Origin of the sequence: Chitinophaga jiangningensis (genome assembly GCF_900142605.1) — a bacterium.
GTDB classification, from domain to species: domain Bacteria; phylum Bacteroidota; class Bacteroidia; order Chitinophagales; family Chitinophagaceae; genus Chitinophaga; species Chitinophaga jiangningensis.
In genome coordinates this window covers 455,416-475,049 of the sequence record NZ_FRBL01000008.1, presented here as the reverse complement: position 1 = coordinate 475,049, position 19,634 = coordinate 455,416, and the positions used below count along the sequence as shown (strand labels likewise).

Sequence of the window (19,634 nt, the reverse complement as noted above, 5' to 3'; positions counted from 1 at the left end):
TCTGACAAATTCACAAACGGAAAAGAGGTAATAAGAATTTTTATAGTAAAGATTTTTATTAAGTGTATGCATTGCACAAATCTAAAAGTCTCTACTCCGTGACGCGATATTGTTAGCGAATAGCAATGACAGTATTTGGTTTTGAAACATTATGCCTATGTTTGGCCGTGACGCGATATTGTTAGCGAATAGCAATGACAGTATTTGGTTTTGAAACATTATGCCTATGTTTGGCCGTGACGCGATATTGTTAGCGAATAGCAATGACAGTATTTGGTTTTGAAACATTATGCCTATGTTTGGCCGTGACGCGATATTGTTAGCGAATAGCAATGACAGTATCTGGTTTTGAAACATCATGCCTATGTTTGGCCGTGACGCGATATTGTTAGCGAATAGCAATGACAGTATTTGGTTTTGAAACATTATGCGTATGTTTGGCCGTGACGCGATATTGTTAGCGAATAGCAATGACAGTATCTGGTTTTGAAACATCATGCCTATGTTTGGCCGTGACGCGATATTGTTAGCAAATAGCAATGACAGTATTTGGTTTTGAAACATTATGCCTATGTTTGGCCGTGACGCGATATTGTTAGCGAATAGCAATGACAGTATCTGGTTTTGAAACATCATGCCTATGTTTGGCCGTGACGCGATATTGTTAGCAAATCCATTTCCAACGCATTGCGCTATTACCCCAACATCCATCCCAATATCGGCCGGCATTTTTCCTTACAGGGCTTATAATATTCCCCATGCTTCCAGGTGGCTGATTTGGGGGACAATCCCCACCAGAATTCCGCAATGGCCAATGGTTCCAGGCCTTTCAGGAATGCATATTGCAGCAGTTTAGGCCCGGCGCATTCCCCGGCACCTGCAGGTGGCTGCTTGTAGCCATGGTCCGTAAAGATGTCGATCAGGTTTTTAGTGTAGCCGGCACCGTTGAGGAAATTGTATTGTTCGTGGATTTGTCGCTGTAAGGCTACCGAATGGGCTTTGCGCATTTCTTTGAGGCGGTTGATTTCGACGGTGTCACCAGGCAGGAGGGCTGCAATTTCCGCGTTGATAGCGCTGAGCCGCGTCATGCCGGTGTTCACGAAGCTGCCGGGTTGGAGTCCGTCGAAGATGGGCGCTACAAAGCGGTGGTGATCGTTGGTATTGGCGAGTTTGCCGGAGAAGGCGCTGAGGTAGCCAATATCGCCGTTGGGGTGGCGAACTACCAGTACGCCGAACATTTTGCCGATGACCGTGCCGGTATCACCGGTGGTGAGGCCGAAGTTGTGGGTCCAGTCCGTTTGCTGCGTCAGGTATTCCTGTAAACTGGTGGCGGCCATATTGCAGAGCGGGTGGGTATCACCATCCAGGTGGAAGGTGATACCCAAAGCTAGCGCCCGGGCCATTTCCTGGTCCTCAAAGCGACAAAAAGCAGCGTCCTTGCTCACCATTTCCTCCATCACTTCCGGCATAGTCATCAAAAAGGCGCAAAGATAGTACTATTCAGACGGCCGGCAAGGAAAATCGCTGAGGCCGAGTTGAATAGCCTGTTCCACCGGGCTGTAGGCAGCTGCAGTACCGGGCTTCATCAATTCATCCCTGAGCAGCAGCGGGGGCTGCGCCAGGAACCTGGGTACTGTTCCGTGGTGCGGCTGTGCTGCATGCACCAGGAAGGGATGGCAGAGGTATACCGTGCCCGCGTTGCCGGTGGCAATTACCTCCGGACGGGCAGGTAGGGAAGGAAGGGCAGCTGCTATCTCCCCGAAAGTTAAACCAGCTTCACCGGCCGGATAGAGGAGTTTGGCCATATCCAGGTGTGAGCCTGCTTTTATGCGTGTAGGTGCGTCCTGATCGCTGATATCCGAATACAGGAATAACATCAGCAACGCCCGGTTTTTAGATCGCCAGTTGACCCGCCAATCGAAGAAGCTGGTCGCATTTTCTCCAAAGCTGGCATCCACATGCCAGCCGGTATCACCCGGGTCGTCAGCAGAAGGGAAGCGCACCGGAAAGGTGCCCATAGCACCGCAGGGCAGCCAGCGGTTCACGCCCACCAGCTGATCGAAGGCACTCAAAAGTCGGGGAGTATTGGCTGATTCAATAAAGGGGCGCTGGGAATACATGCCCAGCCTGATGACCGGCTGCTGCCAGGACGCCGGATCGTCAGGGGAAAGACCCATATCTCTCCATAAAATATCCCTGGCTGCCGCCGCAGTAGCAGGATCAAAAGCATTGTTGATGCGGACAAAGCCGGAAGTAATAAATTGTTGAATCTGTTGCGGATGAAGTACTTCTTCCATGAGAAAGTATTGAGAATGACAATAATGCACGCCGGATGCCGGCGTAATAACCACCTGAAAGGAAGAAGTATTAAAGTGTTGGTGTCATTCTCATGGCATAAAGATATAAAAAATCTACTGCTCTTTTTCTGTTCTTACCCGGTAAGCCTCTCCGCTGCTCCATTTATAATAGTTGATGATGAAGCCGTCCGCATCCTGATCATAGCGGTAAAATTCCTTTTTCACTGCATCGAAGGTCAGGTATTCCAGATCGTTTAACTGCTGGTTAGCCTCGAATTTGTGCGTGTATTTGTTGAATAGGAAATACAGGAAAGAGCCGTCGTATTTCGCCCGGTCAGGGAAGTAAATAGGCACCTTCACATCAAAATAACCGTCGAAATTCAGGTCTTCCAGGATTACTTCCGCCCGATGGTCGTACAGCGCCTGGTCAAAGCCGCTGAGGGATTGCAGCAGCTTGCCCTTGTAGTAAACATCGAGCAGGTTAGTTTTGGTATAGGTGCTCGTATTACCGCCGGCATTTTCCATTTGTCCTTTATAGGTGCGGAGGCGAAAGTCGTAGTCGGAAGGCCTTAACCATTGCAGGTTTTCACGAAGTGTGCCCGTCACCTGCAAGGTGGTGCCGGTTTTGGCGTTTGTCCATTTTCCAGAGAGAGAATCAATGCCCGCGAGGAGGAAGTTGCCTGTTACCAACGACTTCCCCTTTGCATCGCGCACACGGAAATTTTTCTCAGTAAGGAAAAGGGAGTCCTGTCCGGTTCTTATACCGCTGAGGTCCAGCCGGGCATCGCGCCCATTGCGGGTATAATAGTATTCGCCGGTGAGTGTGTCGGTATTGCTGCTGATCAGTAGCTGCATTTCAATAGGATATTTACTCACCGCACCGGTGTAGTTATAAGTAACGGTAGTAATCGTCTGGGCTTGGGTTACGGTACAGCACAGGAGCATTCCCGTGAGGATTTTCAACTTTGTCATCATGCCCGCAAGGTACATCAACACTTGCAATTGCATTAACGGTAATCCATATACGTGTACGTTGGACCCATATCCGTAAACGGGAAGATACTATTAGTTTGGGTTAAGATTGGCTGTTATGAAGCCTTTTCGGGAACGATTGCGTAAATTAGTTTTTCCATCTACCTAAAAAATTGTCATATTGACATTATATAATCCACGATGTAAACCACGTATATGAATCATACCCTTTCCTGTAAGCTGATAGCCGCCGTTACAACAGTTATGTTATCACTGCCAGCTGTGGCCCAGCAAACCACCGACCTGAAACTATGGTACGATAAGCCGGCCCAAACCTGGAACGAGGCGTTGCCGATTGGTAATGGCCGACTGGCGGCCATGGTATTTGGTGGCCCTGCCACTGAGCGTTTGCAGATGAATGAAGAAACCATCTGGACAGGTAAGCCGCATAATAATGTGGTGGAAAGTCATGGCAAAGTGATCACCGAATTGCGGCAGCTGTTATTTCAGAAAAAGTATGCGGAAGCACAGCAGTTGTCCAAAGCTAAAATTGTAGCAACGCAAAACGGGATGAGCTACCAGCCTGCCAGCGACCTGCTGTTGTATTTTCCGGGGCATGAAAAGGCTACCGGTTACCAGCGGGACCTCAACATCAGCAAGGCGACCAGCACGGTGAGCTACCAGGTGGACGGGGTGACTTATACCCGCACCGCCCTGGCTTCGTTTACGGAAAATGTAATTGCGGTAGAGGTAGCAGCATCTAAAAAAGGTGCGTTGCGTTTTAATGTCGGACTAACGAGTGCGCATACACGTACGCAGCGACAGGTAAAGGATCAACTGCTGACACTGGCGGGTAGACCGGGGATGGCAGAGCAACTGGAGCCGGCCATTAACTTTGAAACGAATGTAAGGGTAACATCTCCCGATGGTAAAATAGCCTACACCGACAGTACCATTAACATTACAGGTGCCACCCGCGCTACTGTGTATGTGTCCATCGGTACTAATTTTAATAATTACAGAGATGTAAGTGCGGATGCGCACCAGCGTTCCGTGGATTACCTGAATAAAGGCAGCAAAAAGCCATTTGAGCAGATCCGCGGTTTGCATGAGCAGTATTATACCCAGTACTTCAACCGGGTAAATCTGAACTTAGGAAAGGCTACCACAGCCAATTTATCAACGGATGAACGTGTGAAGCAATTTAGTACCAGTCAGGACCCGCAATTGATTGAATTGTATTTCCAGTTTGGCCGTTACCTGTTGATTGCAGGATCGCAGCCCGGCGGGCAGCCTACCAATCTGCAAGGCAAGTGGAACCATAAAACCAACCCGGCCTGGGATAGTAAGTACACCATCAACATCAATACAGAAATGAACTACTGGCCTTCGGAGGTCACTAATTTGAGTGAGCTGGGAGAGCCGCTGTTTCATATGCTGAAGGACTTATCCGTTACCGGCCAGGAAAGCGCCCGTACACTCTATGGCGCCCGCGGATGGGTGGCACATCACAACACCGATCTGTGGCGCATTACCGGCCCGGTGGACGGTGGATTTTATGGCATGTGGCCCATGGGCGGCGCCTGGCTTACCCGTCATCTGTGGGAGCATTATATGTACACCGGCGATAAGGCCTTCCTGAAAGAAGTATATCCAATTTTAAAGGGTGCGGCTACCTACTACGTAGATGCGTTACAGGTAGAGCCGGATCATGGCTGGCTGGTGGTGACTCCTTCGATGTCGCCCGAAAATAATTACATGAAAGACAGTGCCGGCAATGGTATCGGGCTTACCTACGGCACTACGATGGACAACCAGATTGTAGCTGAATTATTCTACAACACCATACAGGCAGGGAAAGTTCTTGCTACGGACGCGGCTTTCACGGATACGCTGATCCGCAAACGTGCACAGTTGCCGCCGATGCAGATCGGCAGGTTCGGACAGTTGCAGGAATGGATCAACGATTGGGATCGTAAAGATGACCGGCACCGGCATATTTCGCATTTGTTCGGCTTGTTCCCGTCCAACCAGATTTCGCCGGTAACCACGCCGGAATTATTTGAGGCGGCGAATAATACGCTGGTGAGTCGCGGCGATATTAGCACCGGCTGGAGCATGGGCTGGAAAGTGAATTTCTGGGCGAGGATGAAAGATGGTAATCACGCGCTGAAGCTGATCACTAATCAGCTCAACCTCGTATCGCCGGACACGCAGTTTGGCCAGGGAGGCGGTACTTACCCGAACCTGTTTGATGCGCATCCGCCGTTCCAGATTGATGGTAACTATGGTTGTACCGCTGGTATTGCAGAGATGCTATTGCAGAGTCAGGACGGTGCCGTGGAAATATTACCTGCCCTGCCTGATAGCTGGAAAAACGGTACTGTGAATGGTTTGGTGGCACGCGGTGGTTACACGGTTGCCATCACCTGGAAAAATAACAAGCCGGAGAAAGTAACGGTAACGGCTAAACTGGGAGGTAATCTTCGCCTGCGCCTGCATAACTCCTGGAAGCCTGTTGCCAGTGGCCTCAGCGCTGCGAAAGGGCCTAATGGGAACCCTTTCTATCAGGTGATGGAGGTGGCTAAACCGCTTATTTCAGCTGAGGCACCGGCTACGACTGCCACCGTACTGCACACGAGCGATTACGATCTCCCTACAACAGCTGGAAAAACTTATGTCATTACTTTTAAATAGGGATTTTTATGAAGAGAATGATAGCTGCGGGAATGTTAATGTTGCTGTGCTGTTTTACTGCTGCGGCTAAAAAGCTGGTGGTGGCAAAAGATGGCAGTGGTGATTACACCAGCATCCAACAGGCGATCAACGCCGCTAGCGACGAAACGATTATTTACATCAAGAATGGAATTTATAGCGAAGAGAAGCTGATCGTGCCAGTTGGGAAGAATCATATCAAAATGGTAGGGGAGAGCCGCGACCAAACGATTATCAGCTATCATATGTACGATTGTAACAGTCCGGAGTCGGGCAATAAATGCCCGGCGGCCTCCTGGGCACTATGGCAGGACCATGCGGACCTGATCCGTACTTCCGCCACACTTACGATACTGGGTAATGATTTTACAGCAGAGAATTTAACGATTTCCAACACTGCGGGGCCGGTAGGGCAGGCACAGGCTCTTACACTCCGCGGCGACCGGATAATATTCCGCAAATGCAATATTCTCGGCTACCAGGATACGGTATATGCCGCAGCAGACGGCATGCGCAGTTACTTCGACCAGTGCCTGATCCTGGGGCGTACGGATTATATTTACGGCGGTGGAATTGGTTATTTTCAATCTTGCGAAATTCGTAGTTATGGCGGTGGCTGGATAACGGCACCGTCTACACCGGGCAACCAGCAGTATGGCTTCGTGTTCAATAATTGTAAGTTCACCTACGCCGCTGCGAGTCCGCGTACCGGCGACGATGGCCGGCTGATTGCGCTGGGGAGGCCGTGGCATCACTATCCCAAAGTGGCTATTCTGCATTCCGAGTTAGGTGCGGAGATTGATCCAAAGGGCTGGCCAACTACGTGGCGCATGCCTTATGCGGCTACGAGTGATAGTTTGCATTTGTATGAGTATAACAATAAAGGAAAAGGTGCGGATATGCAGGAGCGTGCTGGCTGGGCAGGTGTGAAAAGCTTAACCAGAAAGGAATCGGTGGCGTATGCGAAGGAGGAAGTGTTGAAAGGGGAGGATAACTGGCGGCCGTAATTATTTCTCTTGTATTCTGGTAACGCTGTTTTGTTTTTTATGCTTTGCAACCTAAATAAGAATTGTTTTTAAATTTTTTTGGAAGTAATTGGAATTTTTATACTTTTGCACTCCCGAAATGAACGGGAATGATTCCGTAGCTCAGTTGGTAGAGCAATACACTTTTAATGTATGGGCCCTGGGTTCGAGTCCCAGCGGGATCACAGGAAACCTGCGCTAGTCGCAGGTTTTTTCATTTTACTCGATAATCTCCTCTATAATGTTCGCGTTTAGGCGCGAGGTTTACTTAACTTTATTAAGTGCCACGTTAACCTTACTAAGGTATAGATTTTTATCTATATTTGGAGATATTCACTATTATTCTATGAATGATGAAATAATCAAAGACCTAAACCAAATATTAGGAACATTGAAAACTAACTCCAGATCTCAGTACTTTCATGATATTCTAGGAGTAGATTATAAAGATACAGATAAATTGAGCTATTTAAAAGCTCTAAGAGGCAAGCTTTTGGAAGATGGTTATATAATCGATACAAGTTCCAAAGCTTATAATGGAGCACCTGATGCTTTGATTACGGATAAGGGCATATTTTTTATCAATGATGGAGGATATAAACAAATGCCCGTACCGCAGCCAAGCGGTAGTAATTCCAAAGATGACACCCTAGTAGATAGGTTATTAAAAAAAATAAAGAATAACAAGATAATTGCTCCTATAATTGTAATAGGAATTGGAGTTACTGTTCTTCTCGCTTTCTATAAACAATTGTCGGAAGTTTATCGAGAAGCTTTTACATCAAAGACTAATTCTCACGATACTTCTACAATTTATACAAATAATCCTTCCAATCAAGTAGATACATTTAAATTACCAATTCATGGCGAACTCCCTGTATCTGAAGAAAAGAAATCAATATTGGATGGGAATGTTTTTTTAGGAAGATATTATAATATGTTCTTAATCGGTGGCGTCAACTTAAGACAAATAAAAATTAGAGGTAGAAATAAAGATGGTGAAGCTCTTTTGTTGAAGCTTGACACAGTTCTCAACAGAATAAAAATCGACCCATACAAAGGAGGTTACATTGAAATCGCCTATAAGAACCATTATTACGCAATTAATTTAAAGGTTGATGATTGGGGCGAAAAATTTTTATACCAAGTTGAAAGAATCAATGCTCCATCAATGAATCTTCAGGAAATTTCATTTTATGAAGTTGGTGAATCCGTTATTAAATAAATTCAATTTAGGTATATTTCTCAGAGTATTTCTAGCTATCTTTCGTAAGATTTAAAACTTACATCTTACAAAATATTTTCTTGAATATTATGATTGAAACAAAATATTGCGCTTTTATTGATGTACTAGGTTATAAGGCTATAGTAATGGACACTAGCACCACAGACGAGCAAAAGGTCAAAATACTTCATAGTATATATTCCAATCTGGCAGTCCAGTTTGTAAATGTCGTTAATCTAGTGAATGAAACTACAGACACCAAGATTTATCTCAGGTCTTTCAGTGATTGTTTCTATTTAGATTGTGCTTCAATTGGCCCCTTGCTAAATGCAATTAGTAGTATTTTTTCAAGTGCCTTCGGTTATACCTCCAAGTTTACCGAAGAGGAGGAAAAAACACCCTTATTGAGATGTGGAATTGTAAAGGACTGGATTGTAAAGTTCAAGGATATCGGGGCAATTGCTATGGGGAGAGACACAGATAATCCGGTTGGTAAAGCTGTGGCGCGGGCGTATGAAACGTCTGAATTGTCTAGATTATCGGGTATGCGGATTATTATTTCACCAGAAGTTATTGTGGATTTAGAGGTTAGTCATTTGACTATTCCCGATTTCCAATGTTATATTAAAGACATACCAACATACGGAATTGATATGCGCTATTATTTTCGGCATATAGATACCAATGAAAAAGATGAGAAGTGTAATTTATACGAAATGCTTTGGCCTTATAATCGAGTAAATGACCACGCACCTGAATGCATAGATATTTTAACTAAGATTAAACCAACATTTCCCCTAGCCGTAATTAGGCAATTTAGTAAGACTGCCCAGCTATTTCATGATTCCTATCTTCTAAGTGAATGGAAGATAAAAGATCAGCGTATCTACAAACGCGATTTAGACGCTTTCGCTAAACTTCTTTTGATTAACTAAAACGGTGAAGAATATCCAGTATGTATCCAGACCAACACATTGAATTTGAAACCTTCAAATTCAATGTGTTATTTCATTTATTTATGTAATAAATAAAGTGGTGATTTAAAGTGTAATATAAATATAGTATATCGAATTTACTGCTTTTCCTTATATTCAGGTAAAGGATAAACCATGGGAAAACCAATTAATCGTACTATTTCCTTTTTCACCTTCGATCTCCCACTTAACGCCGCCTTTAACCGGCTAGCACTCCAACAGGCACACAAACAAAATTCGAACCACTCACAGTATTGGAGTATTGAAGGAACAAAGCAAGTATTAAAAGCTGCATACTGGTATGAATATGTACCTCGTCATTTTGCTGTTTTCATTATAGGGGGATCGTTACTGTATTGGGTGATAACTCAAAATTTATTTACATCGGTCGGTTTCTCTGTATTATCCTTATTCCTGGCTGTTCTCTATATGGTGTTATTTTTGACGATATATAGGCCTTTTTATTCTCGTATCTATTTACCACAAATTAACTCATTGATAGATCGTTGGACGAAAGATGATGCTGATAAGAAGGCTGTAGAGGAAGCGAAAAAAGTCCCTCCCCAATCTATCGAACCAACGAAAAGCGCGCGCACTCAAACAAAAATCCCCGCTTTAACTGTGATACATTACGTCCTATTTCAGACTGCGGGCATTAAAGCCCTCGCCTGTGATGATGAATCCGCCAAGCTCATCAATAAATTGACCGGTGTTGATACTGGTAGTATCAAGGAAAATTTGCGCCGCATTATCAGACCTTCCAATTTAACTGTAAAAGAGAGGGCAGAAATGCGTAAAGCCATTGACTTAGCGGCTGACTACTTTAACCAGCTGGATCACCAACCAGCCCTTCGGATTTTGGAGCAGATGAAGCAAAAATATCAGCGAGATTGATAAAAACGCACATATCTAAGTATACATAGATTTTTTTCACCACTGTCTTGTCATATGTTTGGTGCCTAAACCATAAGCGTATGAGTAATGTAGAAAAGAGCGAGAAAGCTATTGCGCCAATGTTGTTCCCCTGCGAACCAGAACAGTTTTTAGAGCTGATTAGGCAGATAGTCAGAGAAGAAGTGGGCAATTTAGATAGAACTCCACCAATGACCTCTATTTACGAAACCCCAGGGTTAACCCTAAAGCCCCTGTACAAAATTGCAGAAGTCTGCCAATTATTTCAAGTTACCAAGCCAACCATCCACTCATGGGTAAGGAGCGGGAAAATTCGCCGCTTCAAAGTCAAATCCCGCGTTTTCTTCCTCCGGGAAGATATTGAAAATCTCCTATTTCAAGGGGAGCGACCTAATAGCGGAACTCAATTATTCGGCTGATTGTCCTGGTGCACATGCACTAGGACGGGAAGATTATACAGTCGGCCTTGCCGCCTTTATGCGACGAATGAACGTGCCGCCTTCGGCATCCCGTTCGGGGATTCGGAACGGGCTTCGCTCCGTTAGCGAGCGGTGTTTTTGCTTCGCAAAAACCGCTCGCTCCCTTGCTCCCGGTGGTCGCAAGGGAGACGCGAAGATCGAAGCGTAGATTAAAGCGGAGAGGAAATGGAAGAACAATAAGAAAAAAGGAAGGGAGGCCGTCCCCGGAAGGCGGTTACACGTATTAAACAGCTTGGCATCCGATTTACTGCCGAGGAACTTACTTCCGTGATAGCGAAGGCATCGACGGCAGGCTATACAGTAAGTGAGTACATGCGGAGGGTGGCGGTTAAAGGTGTAATAGTCAGCAGGCTTAAACCGGAGGAAAAGGCTATTGCAAATGAGCTAAAAGCCATTGGCAATAACCTTAATCAAATCGCCAGGACTGCCAAGCAGGAAGGCATGTTATCCGCCATACTCTTGTTTGAATCCTACCGGGATTTTGTGGATGCCCTAATAAAACGATTTTACCATGATAAGTAAAGTGATTACAGGAAGTGGCTTTTATGGTACCTGCCGTTACATATGCGGGAATGAACAGCGGTCAACGGTCATCGCTGCCGAAGGGGTCAGAGATTATAGCTATAAACTGATGGCCCATGATTTTGAAGCTCAACGACAAATTAGGCCCAATAAAAGGGAAGCCGTTTTTCATGGTATTTTGAGTTTTTACCCTGGCGAAATGGTAAACGATGAGATGTTGGCCCGGATTGCAAAGGAGTATTTACAGAATCTAGGTATTACAGATACCCAGTTTTCAGTTACCCGGCATGATGATAAAAAGCATTTGCATCTGCATGTAATAGCTAACCTTGTAAACAACAATGGCAGAGGAATTCAAACAAGCTACCTTGGTTTGAAGGGTAAGAAAACGGCCCAGCTATTAACGAAAAAATATAGCCTTATTCCGGCTGTTAAAAAGAGTCTGGCACAAACTAATCTATCTGCTTTAAACGCAGAGGTAGCCACCCGATACGAGATTTTCACCGCTGTTTCTGGCATCTTGCCCCATGCGTCCAATCTGGACTCATTGATACAGGCTTTACTAAAATTGGGTATTGATACAAAGCTGAAGTATAAAAATGCTAGTGAGGAATTACAAGGAATCAGTTTCAAAAAAGGTGTTTACTGTTTTAAGGGGAGCAGTGTGGATCGGTCCTTTTCACTAGCGGGGTTACAAAAGAATTTCATTGAAAAGCAGCAGCAGGCGGGACGACATATAACTGTCCCCGATGTTCAGGAGCAGCGCCCGAAAAGCTGTACGTAACAGCTTACCGGCTTTGCCGGCACGACCGAATTCAGCGCCGTTCTCCCTTGTCCGGATAAACGCCGGATCTGTTGTGATCCGGCTGGCATCTACGCCGCCTTTCTCACGTGCGAGGTGTCCGGCTTTCGTTTTGTAGAAGGTGATATTGCCGATTGTTCCTTTCAGGGGAATGATTCCACTTTGCCTTGCCACATAGAAACAATTGAATGATAGAAAGGGCTGTTTACATAGCCAAGCCCGTTAGGCTTACATCTGCGCAGGATGCAGTACATTTGCGGTAACCACCCCAAACCTAAGCCGGCATTTTAACTCAAAATTTCCATTCCGATTATGCCATTTTCGCAGAAAATAGTACCTAACCGCATAGTGATTTATGCAAAAGACGTGATGAACATTACTGGACGGAGTGAGCGAACGGCCAGGAAGATTCTGCAGCAGATCCGACTGTCTGTCGGTAAGAAAAGGGGAGATATTGTGACAGTAATTGAATTCTGCCGGTTTACAGGTATAGGCCAACAACTTGTTACTGACTTTCTTATATAGTGATAGGGCGTGGATAGCACCTATATCCAGCCCGTATAGTGTAAGTCACAGAAATTTAATTTAATATACTTTGTTTTTAAGAGCAGGTTTAGCAATAATTTTCGTACTTTTTGGTTAAAGACTAAAAGTATATAAGGTTCAATCTATAATGAAGCTGAATCTTAGGAATATCCCTCTGAATGATTATTTTAATCCAAGACGATAAAATATGATAACCGCAAAATCTGTACTGTTAACAACATCCCCAAGTAAAGATGGAATTCAATTTCCTGTTTCAACGTTAGAAACCGCATTGGAATTAAGCTCAATTACTGGATTAACTAGCTGCCTTGGACATGATTCAACTAGACCAATTGGTTGGACTATTCCGTCAACTCTCTATTTTGAGCCGGGAATAACTAGGCTTGCTGGTCAAACATTTATCGCTGAAACAAGTGAAGAGCAAGCAAAAATATCAAATTTGCATCTTAATGCTCTAGCAGTAAGGAGTCAACGCGAATGCCTTCCTTATAAAGAATTGTTTGAGAAAGAGCTTAAAGGTCATTTATCAGAAAATTTTAAGATGGTAAGCTCGACATTTGTTTCATGTTATGATGAGGGTATAATCGATAGATATTATAGTAATATAATGTCGAAGCGTGATAAAGATGGATTGGTTTATTTACGAGACTTACTAGACAGTTTTGAATATATGGGACAAGGTGTTTTCAAAGATAAATCATCCAAGTTTGCCATTTGCGCCCACGCATACTTTAGGAAGTCTTTGTCACTTTATAACAATCTTAATTATTTCTTTCTTGATCAGCTTTTAAAGTATGCTGGAGATAAAGACGTTACTCTACGTCTGAAGTTAGATACTAATCTCATAGGAATTGCGGAAACATTTGTTCCCGCCATGGAATTTGAGTATTGGAGAGGTCCTAGGTTCAATAATGATGTTGCCAAAATTAAACTGGGAGTTACTGAGCATAAAATGGATGAGTATAATAAGATATTTAATGGTATTGATCGCACAGAGTTTATTTGGAAAATTGAAGGAGGGAAACAAACCTTTGAAGCAGAGGAAGTTAAAAATAATCCTTCTTTAGGCGTCAGTAATGAAGATTATGGGTGCCGATATGCTCATTCCATTTATAATACTGATAACAATACGTTTGAGCATTTTGATGGTGCTATTAGAATGTATGATACCGAAAAAATGTTAGAACGATTAGATAATGATATTAAATCGGCCGGGAAGCAGTCATTATATACAAAACTGTTTAGAATTGATGGGCAGTTACCTTTGGCAGATTGGAAATTGTTATTGCATCATTATTTTCAAGGGAACCATCTAATTGAAGAATATTTAGAGGGGGAATGCAAAGACGATCGACATGAAATTAAATTTGTAGAGGATGAACCTTTGTCAATTGATCAAATGTTGATTCCTGTAACACTGGGATATGATGATGGATTTCGTATGGCAGTTAGTTATTTAAAGGTGGATAAGACTGTTAATGAGATTTCAACTCATAATTTATTGGGACACGATACAATAGATACAGTTGCATCAAATGTGGAAAAGAAGATTATTGAGGTTGATATTCTTGAAATAAAGAAATCCCTTTTGAAACAAGGATATAAACTACATATTCCCGACGATTATAAATTAGTTGATTGCTATGATGGATTGCATTGGAATATCCCTAAAATAGTGCTTCAAAATGATGGAAATCTATCAAATTACATCGCTGCTCTTTTTCAGGCTGTTGTTAGTATTCTTGTTGCCCAGGATCATCCCGAGAAAACAGTTTCATTCACATTCGCTTGGCAAGAAAAGAATCTAGACAGGCAAACTGTAGTATCGTTACTCGGGACTAGTAAAGTTTTAATTGATTGGTTTAACAAGTATCCCACGATTCCAATTGAGAATAAAAAGTTCCGCGATTGGTTGGATTCAGTTGGCAAATGGTTAGATTCTTTTCCGACCTCGAATGATAATCCACGCCTTACGGATATATTATATGACGACGGGACCCTATATATTAAAAGAGAACCAGTACTGAAATATGCCATGATTAATACAGATAAACGTGAAGGGGTAAATATTTCTATTCAGTTAAAAGACGAATTTAGGGAGCTGGCGGATGTTATAGAGTCCAATAATATTTATTATTCTCCGTTATTTCAAATTCAAGAAATAACTTGTCAAGAATGTGGTATGGAATATGCAAGATGTCAGCACTCTTCTTGCCTAGATGGGACTAAGACCAATGTGAGCAATTTTACGCTACTTGGGTATTATTGGATTAAAGCGCATTAACTGGACATATATCGATATAAGATGCGTAGCTGTATTTTCAACATTTTCCTATGACAAGTCGAAATAACTAATCCAATATTTGTAATTAATATGAACCTAAATTCTGTGAGTTTTTCATGGGTTGATCAGAACTTGTTAAGGAATTCCTGTTATAATGATGTTTTGTGTATTCAACCTGTATAATAAAGGGTTGATTGGCAACAAGTTCCTGCTTGTTTTGAACCGATTTAGTAAGGTTTTTCGTACCTTTGTACCGTTTACAAGTTCTTTCAAACCTCTACAAAATAAGCTATTCCGGAAGGATACAAAATCGGATACACTAGCTTATAAATCCTCGAAAAGCGGCGCTAATTAAGCCTTTGATATAGTCCCAACGTGATCACTGGAAAAAAGAAGACCTCGCGCTTGCGCGAGGTCTTCTTTTTTAGTCAGGGTTTAGTCGAGCTCCACCCATTGAGCCTCGAATTCCTTGCCTATCCTTTACACTCGTGCTCAACAAGATAAATCCAGTTAGGTTGAAATATGTATTTCTACTGATCTTTCTTCCATACTACCTTCGCCATGGAGGCGCCTCCGTTTGTAGGAGTGGTTACCGTATACGTTAGCAGATTGTTTTGGATAGCATACGAACGTACCTGTGTACCACCTTCCCAGTTTGGGTAAAACGCATGTTGCACGTTAAATACTATTGTCTGTTTATTTTCATCAACGGTATAAATGCCATAATGAGCATTACTACCTCTTACCAACGCTGCATTTTCTTCAGCAGTTGCCTTATCCTTATCGTTGGTGGCAACTTTGCTTCTATTAGCTTTTAGTATCTGGATAGCATATTTTCCTGATGCGGTAAAAACAAGGATACCTACAGGATGATCGCCATATGGCGCAGTAGTACTTCCATCGGGGTTTATATTTTCTACTGATACCAGCGACCATGTACCCCAAAGCTGCTGTGAATGTGTATCTTGTGCTTGCGAAATATAGCACGACATAGTGAAAAAGAGATATAACAGGTGCTTCATAACTCATTAATTTTTCTGATAGCCTACATTTACAATTTCTCCATTTATGTCCGTTTCCAGGCATATCAAATAAGCAGCGACTAATGCATTACTATCAATATCGAGGACCTTTCCGGGGCTGATAGCATTTAGCCGTATACCTCTTGGCATTTCCTGTGCCGCCGCCTTTACAAAGCTGTTGATCGCGCCATTCACAAACGCTTTTCCAGATGACCCCCTGATGGGTAAGTCACCCATTTTTCCGGAAATAAGCGTGAACGAACCATTATCATTCAAATACTTCATGCCGGAAAGCACCAGGTTTATTTGCGGCCATAGCTTTTGCTCAATGCCAACCATGAATTGCGCCTTGGTTATAGCTGACAAATTATCAGTATTACTATCGCCTGCAACACAAATAACGGCATCAATATCCGGCACTTGCTTGAATAAACGCTCCACAGCATCATCTTCAGAGATATCAGCTTTAATAGTTCCGGTGTTTCTCCCCACTGTAATGACTTCATGTTCTTTCAGTGCGACAGCAACCTGCTTGCCAATAGTTCCGCCTGCACCAATGATTAGTATTTTCATTTTAGTAGTATTTTGTATAGCAAAAATATACAAGGTTGCGTGGCTAGGGCTTGTATATTTTTACACTAATTTTGTATATTTAAAGCATGAGACGAGCAACATTACACCAGCAGTATGAAGTCGAATGGAAGGAATTAGAGCGCTTCGAAAAACCATTGAAGCATAACAGTTTTTTTGAGCTCATCTATGTGATGCAGGGAGCAGGGGTACAGTATGTCAATAATCATCAGTTTAATTATCGAAAAGGAAATTTGTTTTTGTTAACACCACAAGACGTTTACTCGTTTGATATTGACCAAAAAACCAATTTCTTTTTTCTGAGATTTAATGAATCTTATGTCAGAGAAAAAACAGGCAATGACTATGATACAGTTACGCATATAGCATATATATTACAAAACGCCAGTCATAGACCAGGTTGCATCTTAAAAAATAAAACAGATAAGCCTTTAATTGCGTCTTTGGTAAGTGCTATCGTGGACGAACACAACAGGCAACAGATCTATTTCACACGTATATCAGCGCAGATCATCAGTACCATTATTACTATCGTAGCAAGAAATATTGCGCTGAAATTACCCAAGAATATAAAAGAAAACACCGGCGAGCCAATTCTGGAAATTCTAAATTATATACAGTTAAATATTTTTGACCCGAAAAAACTTCATACTGAAAAACTAAGCCATCATTTTAATATTTCAATAAATTATCTGGGGAGATATTTTAAAAAGCAAACCGGAGAAACCCTTCAGAGCTACATTACCCATTACAAAATCAGACTGGTAGAGGCCCGACTTTTACACAGCGATATGCGCATGAGTGAAATCGTCTATGAACTTGGTTTTACAGATGAAAGTCATCTAAACCGTACTTTCAAAAAATATTATGGCGTAAATCCTTCCGAGTTTAGGAAAGCAGGTGGTCAACAAATGGATGTCGTTAAGTTATCCAAAATATGATCATCTAGATTGATAAGTGATTGCAACGGAGTCGGTAAGTCAAACCATGGAATGCAAATTGGAAATTTTAAGTTGGCATTTTGCATGTTTTTTTCATTCCAATTTCTTTCCCGAACTTTATGCAATGTAACGAGCTATTTATATAAATATAAAAAAATAGGCTCGACATATACTAAACGGACGCAGCATTTAGCCTGTCAGCAGGTTTGTTTAATAAACAATTGGGCATATGTACAAGGAAATAGAAATGTTTTATGATCAATACATTGATGAGCCTAAGCTTAATGAGCAATCATTTTTAGGTCATTTTGATATTTTTCATTGGGGGAGTCTCAAAAACGATTTATCTGCCTGCGCGAATTTACAACGCAAACCTTTTTACAAGATTGCCTTGTTAAATGGCATAGCAACGTATTATTCTAATAAAGAAGAATTCCCCATATCAGGTTATACAATTGTGTTTTTGGAACCGATGACAAGATCACGTTTCAAAACGGATGATGAAAAAATTAGTGCTACTTATTGTGTCTGCAGTGAAAGCTTTCTTAAAGGGGCTACGAAATTGAATTTGCGTAACTGGCCGGTATTTCAAGGGCGGGAAATTTATGTTCAATCCTTAAGCAAGGAGGAGTATCATGATCTGTCCAGGCTGATGTTGGAAATAGAAGAAGAGAAGAATTCCGACTATCCTTTTAAAGAACATCTGCTGCGTAGTCGCGTATTTGACATCATCCATTACATTCAAAAATCAGTAAAGCGTAACGATATTACTCCTGTGCATAAGGAAGATACGCTGGACGAACGTTTTTTCCATGTCCTTGAAAAAGCATTTCTTAATATTAACCCGGAAAACACATTAGCAGGTAAGTCGCCGGCTTATTTTGCTGATTTGCTACATACCACAGTTGATTATCTTAATTACTCGCTTAAAAAGGCAACAGGTAAAACAACCCAGCAAATCATTCACGAACGTATCATCGAAGAAGCAAACGTGCTGTTAAGGCACTCCAACTATTCAGTAAAAGAGATTGCCTGGTGTTTAAATTTTCAGGAAACGCCTCATTTCCTGACCTTCTATAAGAAACATACTAACACCACTCCGCTCGCTTATAGAGCAACATAGGATTTTTGCATCTATTTCCGGCTTTCTTGCAGCTTGATAACTTTTCTGCCAATATACCTTTGTTCAGGAAACAATTTTAGTAACATAAAATGGAGCAAAGGTGAATAACTCATTTTTAGTAATTGGAACAGGGGAAGTCGGATTGTCTATGCTGCAAGGCTTGTATGACTATCAGGAAAAACATCAGTTAGACTTAAATATTGCTGCACTGGTACAACCAGATGCTGCAGTCATGCTGGATTTTGAACAAAATACGACATTCCGGGATGTACACCTGGAGGCGGTTGACCTTGTTACGAGTTCGGTCGCCGAACTGGCAAAAGTATTTGGGCGCTACGATACGGTGATCTGTTGTAGTGGCTTTTCAATTGGACAGGGAATGCAGGTTAAAATTACTGAGGCCGTATTACAAGGTGGTGTAAGACGGTATGTTCCCTGGCAATTTGGAGTTGATTATGACCAGATTGGAAGAGGAAGTGCACAACCTGTTTTTGATGAGCAACTGGATGTAAGGGACCTCTTACGTGCCCAGGATAAGACGCAATGGGTAATTGTATCTACCGGGATGATTACAAGTTTCTTATTTCGTGAGGATTTTGGTGTGATCAGTCTGGAAACCAAAACCATTCATGCATTGGGTGATTGGAACCATTCGTTGACGCTTACCAGTTGTGAGGATATCGGAAAATTAACCGTCCAGATTTTATTCCACCAACCGGAATTTGTTAATGAGGTCGTATTTGTTTCAGGGGAAACAGCCACATTTACACAGATTGCTGAGCGGGTGGAAGAGGTGTTCGACACCACTTTTGAACGAGTCCTCTGGAGCAGAGAATATTTATCCTCGGCCCTACAACAAGATCCGGATAATGTTTTCAATAAATATCGCATGGTATTCACACATCCGGGAGTCAAATGGCCAATGGAAAAGACATTTAATTATCATGTGCAGATACCGACCATCGGTATTGTCGATTGGGCAAAGAAAAATCTGCTTTCATAAAATGCTGGTTGGTGGAATAATACATTCTGTGTTCGTTCCGAACGGCAGCACTAGATATTTATATTAAAACCTCGCGCGCTACGCGGGGTTTTGTTTTTTTAATTCCTCCTGGTAAATGAGTGTGATAAGCAAAAAGTTCCTGTCTGCTGATATCGACACGAACTGGTAAAATTTGGCATTAGCCTGTTGTATACGATTGGA

At 42.6% G+C, this 19,634-nt stretch carries 18 protein-coding genes and 1 tRNA gene; 13 read left to right on the top strand and 6 right to left on the bottom strand.

All coding sequences use genetic code 11. From position 1 onward, the window contains the following. Positions 1–81 precede the first annotated feature (81 nt). The 4 genes from BUB18_RS30220 to BUB18_RS22350 all read right to left on the bottom strand — a co-directional run bounded on the left by BUB18_RS30220 (position 82) and on the right by BUB18_RS22350 (position 3,272). Positions 82–495 carry a NosD domain-containing protein gene (locus BUB18_RS30220; RefSeq protein WP_394333113.1) on the bottom strand — a complete coding sequence of 138 codons (414 nt, stop codon included), beginning with the start codon at positions 493–495 and terminating at the stop codon, positions 82–84. Between the two features lie 200 nt (positions 496–695). Next, on the bottom strand, positions 696–1,475 hold the full coding sequence (locus tag BUB18_RS22360) for a pseudouridylate synthase (protein ID WP_218588084.1): 780 nt from the start codon (positions 1,473–1,475) through the stop codon (positions 696–698). A gap of 21 nt (positions 1,476–1,496) precedes the next feature. Then, positions 1,497–2,297: a phytanoyl-CoA dioxygenase family protein gene (locus BUB18_RS22355; protein ID WP_073085288.1), complete on the bottom strand. Its 801-nt coding sequence runs from the start codon at positions 2,295–2,297 to the stop codon at positions 1,497–1,499. Positions 2,298–2,411: 114 nt separating this feature from the next. Further along, the gene (locus tag BUB18_RS22350; protein ID WP_143160050.1) at positions 2,412–3,272 is read right to left on the bottom strand and encodes an XAC2610-related protein; all 861 of its coding nucleotides are present in this window, start codon (positions 3,270–3,272) and stop codon (positions 2,412–2,414) included. A gap of 213 nt (positions 3,273–3,485) precedes the next feature. On the opposite strand from BUB18_RS22350, the gene BUB18_RS22345 reads away from it, so the two are divergent. From BUB18_RS22345 to BUB18_RS22290, 10 genes are all read left to right on the top strand, one after another. Beyond that, complete coding sequence (locus BUB18_RS22345; RefSeq protein WP_073085284.1) at positions 3,486–5,966, top strand: glycoside hydrolase family 95 protein; 2,481 nt, start codon at positions 3,486–3,488, stop codon at positions 5,964–5,966. 8 nt (positions 5,967–5,974) lie between these two features. Beyond that, positions 5,975–6,991 carry a pectinesterase family protein gene (locus tag BUB18_RS22340; protein ID WP_083550573.1) on the top strand — a complete coding sequence of 339 codons (1,017 nt, stop codon included), beginning with the start codon at positions 5,975–5,977 and terminating at the stop codon, positions 6,989–6,991. Positions 6,992–7,121: 130 nt separating this feature from the next. Continuing rightward, positions 7,122–7,194, top strand: a tRNA-Lys gene (locus tag BUB18_RS22335). 161 nt (positions 7,195–7,355) lie between these two features. Beyond that, a complete protein-coding gene (locus BUB18_RS22330) occupies positions 7,356–8,234 on the top strand; it encodes a hypothetical protein (RefSeq protein WP_143160049.1) in 879 nt (292 codons plus the stop codon). An 89-nt stretch (positions 8,235–8,323) separates the two neighbouring features. Continuing rightward, positions 8,324–9,169, top strand: a complete 846-nt coding sequence (locus BUB18_RS22325; protein WP_073085280.1) for a hypothetical protein — start codon at positions 8,324–8,326, stop codon at positions 9,167–9,169. A 174-nt stretch (positions 9,170–9,343) separates the two neighbouring features. Beyond that, positions 9,344–10,102: a hypothetical protein gene (locus tag BUB18_RS22320; RefSeq protein ID WP_073085278.1), complete on the top strand. Its 759-nt coding sequence runs from the start codon at positions 9,344–9,346 to the stop codon at positions 10,100–10,102. A gap of 80 nt (positions 10,103–10,182) precedes the next feature. Continuing rightward, the gene (locus tag BUB18_RS22315; RefSeq protein ID WP_073085276.1) at positions 10,183–10,539 is read left to right on the top strand and encodes a helix-turn-helix domain-containing protein; all 357 of its coding nucleotides are present in this window, start codon (positions 10,183–10,185) and stop codon (positions 10,537–10,539) included. Positions 10,540–10,821: 282 nt separating this feature from the next. After that, positions 10,822–11,121: a plasmid mobilization protein gene (locus BUB18_RS30215; RefSeq protein ID WP_394333112.1), complete on the top strand. Its 300-nt coding sequence runs from the start codon at positions 10,822–10,824 to the stop codon at positions 11,119–11,121. Further along, the gene (locus BUB18_RS22305) at positions 11,111–11,905 is read left to right on the top strand and encodes a relaxase/mobilization nuclease domain-containing protein (protein WP_073085272.1); all 795 of its coding nucleotides are present in this window, start codon (positions 11,111–11,113) and stop codon (positions 11,903–11,905) included. Before BUB18_RS30215 ends, BUB18_RS22305 begins: the two co-directional genes overlap by 11 nt. Positions 11,906–12,656: 751 nt before the next feature. Further along, positions 12,657–14,753, top strand: coding sequence for a hypothetical protein (locus BUB18_RS22290; RefSeq protein ID WP_073085268.1), 2,097 nt, complete (start codon positions 12,657–12,659; stop codon positions 14,751–14,753). A 530-nt stretch (positions 14,754–15,283) separates the two neighbouring features. On the opposite strand, the gene BUB18_RS22285 is transcribed toward BUB18_RS22290, so the two are convergent. Further along, positions 15,284–15,775 (bottom strand): lipocalin-like domain-containing protein, encoded by a 492-nt coding sequence (locus BUB18_RS22285; RefSeq protein ID WP_073085266.1) that lies wholly within the window; start codon positions 15,773–15,775, stop codon positions 15,284–15,286. A 6-nt stretch (positions 15,776–15,781) separates the two neighbouring features. Then, a complete protein-coding gene (locus tag BUB18_RS22280; protein WP_073085264.1) occupies positions 15,782–16,348 on the bottom strand; it encodes a short chain dehydrogenase in 567 nt (188 codons plus the stop codon). Positions 16,349–16,434: 86 nt separating this feature from the next. Here BUB18_RS22280 and BUB18_RS22275 point away from each other — a divergent pair, with 86 nt between their 5' ends. From BUB18_RS22275 to BUB18_RS22265, 3 genes are all read left to right on the top strand, one after another. Then, positions 16,435–17,307 (top strand): AraC family transcriptional regulator, encoded by an 873-nt coding sequence (locus tag BUB18_RS22275; protein WP_073085262.1) that lies wholly within the window; start codon positions 16,435–16,437, stop codon positions 17,305–17,307. A 229-nt stretch (positions 17,308–17,536) separates the two neighbouring features. Further along, on the top strand, positions 17,537–18,430 hold the full coding sequence (locus tag BUB18_RS22270; protein ID WP_073085260.1) for a helix-turn-helix domain-containing protein: 894 nt from the start codon (positions 17,537–17,539) through the stop codon (positions 18,428–18,430). A 100-nt stretch (positions 18,431–18,530) separates the two neighbouring features. After that, on the top strand, positions 18,531–19,433 hold the full coding sequence (locus BUB18_RS22265; RefSeq protein ID WP_218588083.1) for an aromatic alcohol reductase: 903 nt from the start codon (positions 18,531–18,533) through the stop codon (positions 19,431–19,433). The last annotated feature ends 201 nt before the right edge of the window (positions 19,434–19,634 follow it).